At 66.9% G+C, this 12,098-nt stretch carries 4 protein-coding genes; all 4 read right to left on the reverse strand.

Annotation, left to right across the window (positions count from 1 at the left end):
* Window positions 1-88: 88 nt before the first annotated feature.
* Window positions 89-8,401 (reverse strand): non-ribosomal peptide synthetase, encoded by an 8,313-nt coding sequence (locus KI243_RS16090; RefSeq protein ID WP_212811156.1) that lies wholly within the window; start codon window positions 8,399-8,401, stop codon window positions 89-91.
* A 195-nt stretch (window positions 8,402-8,596) separates the two neighbouring features.
* Window positions 8,597-10,087: a xylulokinase gene (gene xylB / locus KI243_RS16095; protein ID WP_212811157.1), complete on the reverse strand. Its 1,491-nt coding sequence runs from the start codon at window positions 10,085-10,087 to the stop codon at window positions 8,597-8,599.
* 28 nt (window positions 10,088-10,115) lie between these two features.
* Window positions 10,116-11,114: a LacI family DNA-binding transcriptional regulator gene (locus KI243_RS16100; RefSeq protein WP_212811158.1), complete on the reverse strand. Its 999-nt coding sequence runs from the start codon at window positions 11,112-11,114 to the stop codon at window positions 10,116-10,118.
* 26 nt (window positions 11,115-11,140) lie between these two features.
* Entirely contained in the window at window positions 11,141-12,082 is a 942-nt protein-coding gene (locus KI243_RS16105; RefSeq protein WP_177109377.1) for an ABC transporter substrate-binding protein, read from the reverse strand.
* Between the last annotated feature and the right edge of the window lie 16 nt (window positions 12,083-12,098).

Genomic DNA, 12,098 nt, shown 5'->3' on the forward strand with positions numbered 1-12,098 from the left:
TCCATGACTGCATTATTTTTGTAGGGCTGCGGGGCGTCTGCCCCGGGCATCGGTGCCCGGCCACCAGGGCCGGGCCGGTCGCCGGCTTTCAGGGTGAGGCGCGGGTTTCCTGCGCCTGGGTGAAGAGGTGGTCGAGCACCGCTTCGATCGTCGGATGGTCGAACAGCACCCGCATCGGCAAGTCGATGCCCAGCAGGTCTTCGATCCGCGCCACGATGCGGGTCGCCAGCAGCGAATGGCCGCCGAGATGGAAGAAGTTGTCGGTCAGGCCGACCCGCTCGCAGCGCAGCACCTCGCACCAGATCCGGGCCAGCGCCGCTTCGATCGGTGTGCTCGGGGCGACAAACCCCTGCCCGGCGAACGCGCCTGTGCCCGGCACCGGCAAGGCCTGGCGGTCGAGCTTGCCGTTGGCGGTCAGTGGCAGCATGTCCAGGCGGACGTAGGCGGCCGGCACCAGATGGCCGGGCAAGCGCGCCACCACATGTTCACGCAGCGCGGCGACGTCGACCGGCGTGTTTTCCGCCTCGCTGTAGTAAGCCACCAGGCGTACCTCACCCGGCTGGTCTTCGCGGGCGATGACCACGGCCTCGCGCACGCCGGCGCAATCTCGCAGGCAGGCTTCGATTTCACCCGGTTCGATGCGAAAGCCACGGATCTTCACCTGGAAGTCGTTGCGCCCGAGGAACTCCAGGCTGCCGTCGGCCCGGTAGCGGGCCATATCGCCGGTACGGTACAGGCGCTCGCCGACGACAAAGGGATTGTCGATAAAGCGCTCGGCGGTCAGGGCGGCGCGATTCAGGTAGCCACGGGCGACCCCGGCCCCGCCGATATGGATTTCACCGGCGACGCCGACCGGCACCAGTTGCCCCAGGTTGTCGAGCAGATAGCAGCGCAGGTCCGCCAGCGGTCGGCCGATGGGGCTGGCGCCGGAGCGTTCGGCATCTTCGGGGCGTAGCGCCAGGTAGGTGGCATGCACGGTAATTTCGGTGATGCCGTACATATTGACCAGTTGCGTATCGCTGTTGCGCGGGTCGGCATACCAGGGCTTGAGTGATGCCGGTTCCAGTGCTTCGCCGCCGAACACCACGCAGCGCAGGCTGTGGGTGGCCGGGCCGCGGGCCTGGGCATCGATCAGGCCACGGAAGGCGCTGGGCGTCTGGTTGAGCACGGTCACCTGCTGTTCGCAGAGCAACTGGTAGAAGTCCTGCGGATTGCGACTGGTCAGGCCCGGCACGATCACCAGGCGCCCACCGTGGAGCAGCGCACCCCAGATTTCCCAGACCGAGAAGTCGAAGGCAAAGGAATGGAACAATGTCCAGACATCATCGCGGTTGAAGGCGAATGCCCCGGCGGTGCTGGCAAACAGGCGGGCGACATGCCTGTGCTCGATCATCACCCCCTTCGGTGTGCCGGTGGAGCCCGAGGTATAGATGACATAGGCCAGGTTGCTCGCACTGAGGCCCATCTGTTGGGCCTCGAGGTTATCCGTCGGGCACCCGGCCCAGGCCTGCGCGTGGTCCAGGTCGATGCACTCGGGGACCGCCGCCAGTCCTTGCACGGCGTCCTCCAGCACGCTGCGGGTCGCCTTGTGCCGCAGCACCAGCGGCACGCCGCTGTCGGTCAGCAAGTGCTTGAGCCGTTCGCCGGGGTACGCCGGGTCCAGCGGCACATAGGCACCGCCGGCCTTGAGGATCGCCAGCAGGCCCACGAGCATGTCCAGTGAACGTTCGACACACAGGCCGACCCGCACCTCGGGCCCGACGCCGCGCCCGCGCAGATAATGGGCCAGGCGGTTGGCCCGGGCATTGAGCTCGCCATAGCCGAGGGTCGCGCCCTCGAAGCTGACCGCCGGGGCCTCGGGCTGGATGGCGGCCTGACGCTCGAAACCCTGGTGCAGGCAGCGGTGGTCCGCGACCACGCGGCTTGGCGGATTCCACTCCTCCAGCAACAACCGGCGCTCGTTCGCCGGCAGGATATCCAGGCGCTCGACCGCGCCCTGCGGTGCCTGTTCCAGGGCGGCGACCAGGCTTTCCAGGGCTCGTTGCATCATCGCGCAGGTGCGTTGTGCATCCAGGGCCGCACAGACCTGGGCGCCGATCCGGAAGCCCTCGCCGCTGTCGTCCACGGCCAGCACCAGGGGATAGTTGGTGCGCTCTTCGCCGCCCAGTACCTCGATGCCCTTCCAGGCACCGGAGGTCGAGTCGCCGCCTTCGGTGGCCCGCTCGCTGTGCCGGTAGTTGAGCAAGGTGGTGAACAGCGGTGTTGGCGAGGCGATGCCACTGCAGCGCTGGGCCAGCGCCAGCGAGGCGTGTTCGTGCTCGAACAGTCGGGTCAGCAGCCGATGGGTGCGCCGGACACAGGCCGCCACGCCTTCGGCGGCGAGATCGATGCGGATCGGCAAGGTATTGATGAACGGGCCGAGAATGCGTTCGGCCCCCTCGCCGCCGTACAGGCGCCCGAACAGCACCGTGCCGAACACCACGTCGTGGCGTCCGGAGGTATGGGCCACCACCTGCCCCCAGGCGACATGGAACAGGCTGGCCGGGCTCACGCCCAAGGCCTGGGCGGCCTGGCGCAGGCGCTGGCCGAGATCGCCGGCCAACTGCAGCCGGGCTTCGCCGATGCCGCTGCCGTCACCCTGGATATCGAGCAGGCCGAAGGGTGCGGAGGGCTCGCTGACGCCGGCCAGCATGCCGCGGAAAAACTGCTCCTGGGCCTCCTGGTCGCCGCCCTTCACCCGTTGTGCAATGAAGTTGCGATAAGGCAAGGCCGGCAACAGGCTGTCGGCGTTACCGCCCAGGACCGCCTCGACCTCGGCGTTCAGCTGTTTCAGCGACGTGTTGTCGTCGATGATGTGATGGAACAGGCGCAGGCCCAGCCAGCGGTCGTTGGCGTCGTCCCGGGCGACCATCATGCGCATCAGCGGTGCCCGGTCCAGGGGCAGGCGATAATGCCGGGGATCGAAGCGCTGACGCAGTTGTCCGGCGATATCGCCGCCGGCCGGATCCAGCCGCAGTTCCTCGACCAGTGTGCCGATCTGGCGCCAGACCACCTGTACCGGCTGTTCCAGGTCGTCCCAGAAGATCGAGGTGCGCAGGATGTCATGGCGCCCGATCACCGTTTCCAGGGCCTGGACATAGCGCTCCAGGGTCGCCCGGTCGCTGAAGCTCATCAGGCTCCAGAGCAGATAGGGGTCGCCATTGCGCGCCATCAGGTGGTGGAACAGCATGCCCTCCTGCAACGGCGACAGCGGATAGATATCCTGCACATTGTCGGAGCCACCGGGCACCGTGGCGACAATCGCATCGATCTGCGCCTGGTCCAGTGTCGCCAGCGGCAAGCGCTCGGGCGTGATCGGCAGGCCCTGGACAATGCCGTTGGCCGGGATCGGCGCCGCGACTTCGGCCACTTCGACCCCGGCGGCCAGCTCGCGCAGCACCGGCGCACTGAACATCAGCCGGGCATCCAGTTCGATGCCCTGGCGGCGCAGGCGTTCGAGCACCCGCAGGGCCGACAGCGAATGGCCGCCGAGGGCAAAGAAATTGTCGTCGCGGCCGATCCGTTCGCGCCCGAGCACATGGGCCCAGGCCTCGGCCAGGGCGATTTCCACCGGCCCCTGCGCGGGGCTGAACGGCCGGGTGCCGAAGGCGCTGTCATCAGGCGCCGGCAACGCCCGGCGATCGAGCTTGCCGTTGGCGGTCAGCGGCAATGCCTCCAGACCGACATAGGCGGCCGGCACCATATGCTCCGGCAGCGCCGCCGCCAGTTGCGCGCGCAGTTCGCGGACGCTGGGCACGGCCCCTTCGGCGGCCGTGTAGTAGGCCACCAGGCGCGGCTCTCCCGGCTGGTCCTCGCGGGCGATGACCACCGCTTCGCGCACACCGACGCAACGGCCCAGGCAGGCCTCGATTTCCCCCAGCTCGATACGGAAACCGCGGATCTTCACCTGGAAATCGTTGCGCCCGAGGAACTCCAGGCTGCCGTCGGGCCGATAGCGGGCCAGGTCGCCGGTGCGGTACAGGCGATCGCCGGCGACAAAGGGATTGTCGACAAAGCGTTCGGCCGTCAGGGTTTCGCGGTTCAGGTAGCCCCGGGCGACCCCGGCCCCGCCGATATGGATCTCGCCTTCGGCACCGACCGGCAGCAACTGCCCGGCAGGATCGAGCAGGTAGCAACGCAGGTCTGCCAGCGGCCGGCCGATGGGGCTGGCACCGGGCTGCTCGGCATCTTCGGCGCGCAGGGCCAGATAGGTCGCGTGCACGGTGATTTCGGTGATGCCGTACATGTTGACCAGTTGCGTGTCGCTGTTGCGCGGGTCGGCGAACCACGGCTTGAGCGCGGTGGTTTCCAGCGCCTCGCCACCGAACACCACGTAGCGCAGGCTATGAGCCGCCGTGCTGCGGGCCTGGGCGCCGAGCAGGCTGCGGAAGGCACTCGGAGTCTGGTTGAGGACCGTCACACCTTGCTCGCAGAGCAACTGGTAGAAGTCCGCCGGGGTCCGGCTGGTCAGGCTCGGGACAATCACCAGGCGTCCACCATGGAGCAGCGCCCCCCAGATTTCCCAGACCGAGAAGTCGAAGGCGAAGGAATGGAACAGGGTCCAGACATCGTCGCTGTCGAAATGGAACTGCGCGGCAGTGCTGGTGAACAGCCGGGCCACCTGGGCATGCTCGATCATCACGCCCTTGGGCGTGCCGGTGGAGCCGGAGGTGTAGATGACATAGGCCAGGTGGTTCGCGGTCACGCCCGTTTCCCGCGGGTCGAGATTGTCGTCGGGACGCTCGGCCCAACGCGCGGCGTCGGCCTCCAGGTCCAGCAGCCGTGGCTTGTTCGCCAGCCCCTTGCAGGCGGCCGTCAGGCTGGGCCGGGCTGGCGCATGGGTCAGGACCACCGTCGGCGTGCTGTCGGCGAGCAACAGGTGCAGGCGCTCGCTCGGGTAGACCGGGTCCAGCGGCACATAGGCGCCACCGGCCTTGAGGATCGCCAGCAGTCCCACCAGCATGTCCAGGGAGCGTTCGACACACAGGCCCACCAACACATCGGGACCGACGCCGAGGGTACGCAGATGCCGCGCCAGTCGGTTGGCCCGGGCATTCAACTCGCGGTAGCCGAGGGTCTGGCCTTCGCAACTGACCGCCGGAGCCCAGGGATCGCGCGCCACCTGTTCTTCGAACAACTGCTGCAGACAACGCGGCGGTTCACTCGGCGGAGTCACCCTGTTCCATTCTTCCAACAGGCGATGGCGTTCCTCGACACCGATCACCGAGTCACTGTCGAGATGACGCTCGGGTGCTTCCAGGCACTGTCCGAGCAGATCGAGGTAGTTGTCGCGCAGACGGGTCATGGTGTCTTCCTTGAACAGATCGACCGAGTAGTTCCACAGCAGTGACAGCGTGTCCGGATTGTTGGAGTTGCCGGTCCGGGTACCCCGGGGAATCAGCACCACCTCCAGGTCGAACTTCGCGGTCTGGTTGCTGTAGGCCTCGAACAGCGAGAGATCGAATCCCGGGCCCTTGAGCGCTGGGGTCTGCGAGTTGTGGAAACTGAAGGCCACCTGGAACAGCGGGTTGCGCGACAGCGAGCGGCTGGGCTGGAACTCGCGCACCAGCCTTTCGAAGGGCAGGCTTTCGTGGTCGTAGACATCCAGCGCACGCTCGGCGGTGCGCCGCAGCAGTTGGCGAAAGCTCGGCGCGCCGCTGAGATCGGCGCGAATCACCACGCTGTTGACGAACATCCCCAGGCAGCGTTCATGGGCCACCGATTTGCGGTTGGCCACCGCCGAGCCGACCAGGAAGTCCTCGATGCCGCAGCGCCGTCCCAGCCAGAGTTGGAACACTGTGAACAAGGTGGTGAAGACCGTGACCCCTTCGGCCTCGCTGAACTGGCGCAGTTTCGCGGCCAGGGCGGCGGGCAGCTCGCAGCGCAGTTGCCGGCCGCGGCCGCTGCGTTGGGCCGGGCGGGGAAAGTCGGTCGGCAACGGCAAGGTAAAGGGGGCGTCGCGCAGTTGCTCCTTCCAGAACAGCAACTGCCGGTCGTACTCGGCCTCGGCCGCCGCGCTCTGTTGCCAGCGGGCATAGTCGCCGTATTGCGCGCCCGGTGGGGGCAACGGGTCCTGGCGCTCGCCGTGATGAAACTGATAGAGGTGCAGCAGTTCCTCGAGAAAAAGGTTCGCGCTCCAGCCGTCGTGGACGAAATGGTGTTCGATATGCACCAGCGCGTAGGAATCGACGCCACGCCTGACCAACAGCCAGCGCACCAGCGGCAGGCTCGCCACGTCGATGTCGCGCTGTACCTCTGCGCTGACCCGGGCGTTGAAGGCCGGCTCGTCGTCCGCGGGAATATCGATGCAGGTCAGCGCGGCACGCGCCTGCTCATGGATGCGCTGGTACGGCACGCCTTCACCATCGGCGTGAAAGGTGGTGCGGAAAATCTCGTGGCGGGCGACGATCTCGTCCAGGCAGCGCTGCAGCAGCGCCACCTCGATGTGGCCCTGGATACTGATCACGCTCTGGGCGTGATAGGCACGGGCATCGGACACCTTGTTCAACCACCAGACGCCACTCTGCTGGTAGGACAACGGTGCGATCGGCGAGGCCCCGACAGTGGCCGGCGCTTGCGGCGCACTCTCCGTCATCGGCTCACTCAGCCGCTGTGCCACCTGGTGCAGCGTGCTTTCGAGAAACAGGCTCTTGAGCGGCAGGATGCGCCCGCCCTGCTCGCGAACCCGCACGCTGATCTGCAGGGCGCTGAGGGAATCACCGCCGAGGGCGAGGAAATTGTCCTCGCGCCCGACCCGCTCGACCTTCAGCACCTCGGCCCAGATATCGGCCAGCCATTGTTCCAGCTCGCTCCGCGGTGGCACGTATGCGCTGCTGATCAACGCCGCGGCATCCGGCACCGGCAGCGCCTGGCGATCCAGCTTGCCGTTGCTGTTCAGCGGCCACTGCCGCAGGCGCACGCAGGCCGCCGGCAACATATGTGCGGGCAATGTCCGGCGGGCGTGCTCACGCAACCGGCGTGGGCTGATCTCGCTGTCCGCCAGGTAGTAGGCCACCAGCCGGCGTTCACCGGGCGTGTCCTCGCGGGCGATCACCAGGGCTTCTTCGACTCCCGGCAGACGCTCCAGGCAGGCTTCGATCTCACCGGGCTCGATGCGGAATCCGCGGACCTTGACCTGGAAATCGCAGCGCCCGAGAAACAGCAATTGGCCGTCGGCGTCGAAGCGGGCGAGATCGCCGGTGCGGTACAGGCGTTCGCCCGCCACGAAGGGGCTGTCGACAAATCGCTCGGCGCTCAATTCGGCGCGGTTCAGGTAGCCCCGCGCCACGCCGATGCCGCCGATAAACAGCTCGCCGACTTCGCCCATGCGCACCGGAACGCCCGACTCGTCCAGCAGGACAACACTGGCCCGGTCGATTGGTTCGCCGATGGGCACCGGGCAATCAGGGTCGTGCTGTTCATCGCAACGATACACCGTGGCCCAGATGGTTGTTTCGGTCGGCCCGTAGGCATTGAACAGGCGCCGCCCCGCCGCCCAGCTCGCCGCCAGTGCCGGGTTCGGCGATTCGCCGGCCAATACCAGCGTGGTCAGCGCCGGCAATGCGCCCGGTTCGCCCAGCCCGGCGAGTACCAGCGGTGGCAGGGTCGCGTGGCTGATATGGCGCTCGCGCAGCAGGCTCGCCAGGCTGTCGCCCAGCAGCAAGGTGCCGGGTTCGGCGATTTCCAGGCAGGCGCCGTGGGTCAGGGCCATGACCCATTCGAACACAGAGGCATCGAAACTGAACGAGGCGAATTGCAGCACGCGGGATCCGGGGCCGACCGCGAAGAGCGGGCCCTGGACCCGGGCCAGGTTGACCAGCCCGCGATGCTCGACCATCACGCCCTTGGGCGTGCCGGTGGAACCGGAGGTGTAGATCACATAAGCCAGGTGGCGATCATGCAGGCCGAGGGTTTCGGCAAGTGGGTTGTCCGTCGGGCAATCGGTCCAGGCGGATTCGTCCCGCAGATCCAGCACTGCCAGCTCCAGGGCCGTGGGTGCTGCCGCCAGGGACTCCAGGGCCGTCGCGTGGGTCAAGAGCAGTCGCGGCGCGCAATCGGCGAGCATGTGCGCCAGGCGTTGCGCGGGATAAGCGGGATCGAGGGGGACGTAGGCGCCGCCGGCCTTGAGCACTGCCAGCACGCCGACCAGCATCTGCGGCGAGCGCTCCAGGCACACGGCGACCCGTGTGTCGGGCCCGACGCCGAGTGAGCGCAGATGGTGCGCCAGGCGGTTGGCCCGGGTATTGAGTTGGTCGTAGCTCAGGACCTGGCCCATGAAACCCAGCGCCGGGGCCGAGGGATCACGCAGTACCTGGGATTCGAACAGTTGCTGGATAAGCGCGGTGTCCGGTTCTCTGACCAATTCAAGCCTCTCATTCCATTGGAGGATCAACGATTGGCGACGAACCTGCGCGGGGATGACAGCGCTAGGGTCGACCCGATCGGCTGCGACTGCCCGGTCTGTGGCGACCTGTGGCAGTCCTTTACGCCGGCAGGGATTGTGGCCCTCGGCGCGGGTGGATAATAACCATGATTTTCACTGCCTGGGAATATAAAGTTACATTTGCCCGTGCAGTGTTTTGGCCGCCGGGAGCAACCCCCGGAATTTTCGATAACGGCTCTGCAGGACCGATCGTTGGCCTGCGTCGGGGAAGTAGCGGGCCTTGACCGGCAGTCCCGCCTGCGACAGTTCGGCGCCCTGCCCTATGGCCAGGAAACCGAGTTTGGCGGCCCCGATGCAGGCGCTGAGTTCACTGCCCTGCAGGGTGAATATTTCCCGTTCGAGGATATTGGCCAGCAACTGGGCCCAGTACTCGCTTCGTGCCCCACCCCCGACCAGCGCGCAACGCTCCACGGTCGCACCGGCCGACAGCACGGCGTTCATCGCATCCAGCAGGCCAAAGCCGACCCCTTCGAGCACTGCATAGCCGAGCATCGCCGGCACGCAGTCATGGCCCAGGCCCATGAAGCCGCCGCGCAGCAACGGGTCGTCATGGGGCGTGCGTTCGCCGGCCAGGTAAGGCAGGAACAGCGGGTTGTCGGGCGGCACCGGCCGATCCATGGGCAGGGTTGCCTGGATCTGCTGCAACAGCGCGGCCTCATCGGCAAAGCCCAGCAGGCGCGTGACCCAGCGCAGGCAACTGGCCCCGGCGAGCATCGCGCCCATGGTGTACCAGCGTTGCGGCAAGGCATGGCAGAAACTGTGGACCGCACTGGCGGGATTGCCCGCCGCGTGGTCGGTGATCGCGACGATGGCGGCGCTGGTGCCGAGGGTGACAAAGGCATCGCCCGCGTTGACTGCGCCGATGCCGACCGCCGAGACCGGGTTGTCGCCGCCGCCTCCGGCGATCACCAACCCGGCCGGCAAGCCGATCTGCAACGCCGCCGGTGCGTTCAGTACGGTGCAGGCCGCCGGCCCCTCGACCAGTCGCGGCATCTGCCCCGGTTCAAGCCCGGTGGCGCGGAGCATCGGCGCGTACCAGTCGCGGCGGGCGACATCCAGCCACAAGGTGCCGGCGGCATCCGAGACATCGCTGATGCGTTCGCCGCTCAGGCACAGGCGCAGGTAGTCCTTGGGCGACAGGACACAATCGATCGCCTGGAATACCCGCGGCTCGTGTTGTTGCAGCCAGAGCAGTTTCGGCGCCGTCAGGCCGGCCATCGGCAGGCTGCCGGTGACTTCGGCAAACTCCGGGTAGTCGCGGCCCAGGCTTTCGGCCTGGGCCATGGCCCGCGAGTCATCCCAGAGGATCGCCGGGTACAGCACGCGGTCGTCGTCGCCCAGCAGCACCGCGCCATGCATCTGTCCCGACAGGCCGATGCAGCGGACGCGGCCATAGGCGTCGGGCTGGGCCTGGCGCAGTTGTGCCAGGGCCGCCAGGCAGGCCTGCCACCAGTCCCGCGGGTCCTGCTCGGACCAGCCGCCCTGCCGGCGCGCCACCGTCAGGCGGACACCGGCATGGCCCAGTACGCTGCCGTCGCCATCCAGCAGGATGGCCTTGAGTTCCGAGGTGCCGAGGTCGATGCCGAGGGAGACGGGACTGCTCATCTACATTCACTTCCATCCAGCGGGCCGCCTATGGGCAGCCACATGAGTTGCGAATCCGCAGGGTCGGGGCCAGGTGTACGGTCTGCCGTTGCGCCTCGGGGGCTTCAATGCGCTTGAGCAACAGGTTGACGGCCTCGGCCCCGAGGGCCTTGACCGGTTGGGCGATCAGGGTCAGGCGCGGGACGAAGAAGTCCGCCCAGTCGAAATCGTCGAAGCCGACCAGGGCCATCTGTCCGGGTACTTCGACCTGGGCATCACGCAAGGCGTGCATGGCACCCAGGGTCATCAGGTTGTTGGCGGCCATGATCGCCGTCGGTGGCGATTGCAGGGCCAGCAGTTGCGCGGTGGCCAGGCGCGCCGGTTCGCTGTCCGAACCGCCGTTGACCAGCAAGGCGCGATCAAAGGGCAGTCCGGCCTTGTCCAGCGCCGCCTGGTAGCCTTCGACCCGCTCGTCCGTGGTGCTGAAGCCCGGGCGACCGGCAATGAAGCCGATGCGTCGATGTCCATGGTCGATCAGGTGCCTCACCAGTTCCTCGGTCGAGCGCCGGTTTTCCACGCCGACCTGGTCGAAGCCCGCGGTGACCAGGCGGTCGACCAGGACCGCCGGAATCTCGTTTTCCAGCAGGTAGTTGAGAGCCAGTTCCCGTGAACCGCTCGACGGCGCCAGCAGGATGCCATCGACCCGTCGATGATGCAGCGCCTTGACCACCCGCAGTTCCTGTTCGGGATCGTCATGGGTATCGACGAACAGCATCATGATGCCGTGCTTGGCGCACTCGGTTTCAATCGCGTGCACCGTTTCGCTGAAGTAATGGTTGGACAGCGCCGAGATCGCCACGCCGATGGTATGGGTTCGCGAACGCGCCAGCGAGCGGGCCAGCGTGTTCGGGATATAGCCCAGTTGCTCGATCGCCAGTTCGACCGCCCGCACCGTCGCCGGGCTGACCTTGCGCGTGCCGTTGAGCACATGCGAGACGGTCGAGGTCGAGACCCTGGCGATCTTCGCCACGTCATCCATGGTCACCACGTTGCTGCCTCCCTCCCCTTATCGACTCAATGCTTGCTGGACCAGCCGGTGTAGGAACCGACATTGTCGCGGGTGATCAGCTTCGGCGTCAGTTGGGTCACTTCCTGGGCCGGTGGCTTGTCATTGAGCAGATCGTTGCCGATAGTCACCGCGGTCTGGGCCATGGCCCAGGGATCCTGGCTGGCGGAGGCCTGGATCGAGGTCTCGGTCTTCAGCGCGTTCTCGATATCCGGCGCGCCGTCCACCGAGGTGATGATGATGCCGCTGCGCTTCAGTTGCCTGGCGGCCAGGTCGCTGCCGATGGCCTGCGGGTCATTGATGGCGAACAGACCGTCGATTTTCGGGAAGCGCGTCAGGTAGCCCTGCATGGCGTTCAGGCCGCCTTCACGGGAACCCTTGCCGTCCTGGTCATCGGACAGCACCTTGATCCCCGGTGCCGCGGCCAGCGCGGCCTTGCAGCCACTGACGCGGTCGGTGACCGCCGTCACCTGCGGACCGTTCTGGATGATCACATTGCCCTTGCCGGCCAGCTTGTCGACGATGAACTGGCAAGCCAGCTTGCCGGCCTCGACGTTGTCGGTCTGCACCGTGGCATTCACGCCCCGGGCGTTGACGTCCACGGCGACCACGACTATCCCGGCCTTGCGGGCTTTCTTGATGGCCGACTCGATGGCCGCCGGATCGACCGCGTTCAGCAGGATCAGGTCGACGCCGGCGGAGATGAAGTTGTCGATCTGGGTGAATTGCTTGCTCAGGTCATAGTCGGCCGACACCGAGGTGACCTTGACATTCGGGTTCAGCTCCAGCGCCCGGGCCTTGGCACCGTCGGCCAGGGTCACGAAGTACGGATTGCCGAGCGAACCGAGGCTGATGCCCACCGATTTCAGTTCACGGGCACAGGCGCCCTGGGACAGCAACGCGGCCAGGCTCAGGGACAGGACAGCGGGAAACATGCGTTTGAAGTTCATGATTGCTCTCTTGTGA

It is taken from the genome of Pseudomonas sp. Ost2 (assembly GCF_018326065.1).
In the GTDB taxonomy this organism is placed as follows: domain Bacteria; phylum Pseudomonadota; class Gammaproteobacteria; order Pseudomonadales; family Pseudomonadaceae; genus Aquipseudomonas; species Aquipseudomonas gingeri.

Bases quoted from the DNA above. Each gene is read 5' to 3' on its own strand.
- xylB (WP_212811157.1), bottom strand. From the start codon at position 10,087: ATGAGCAGTCCCGTCTCCCTCGGCATCGACCTCGGCACCTCGGAACTC.
- KI243_RS16105 (WP_177109377.1), bottom strand. From the start codon at position 12,082: ATGAACTTCAAACGCATGTTTCCCGCTGTCCTGTCCCTGAGCCTGGCC.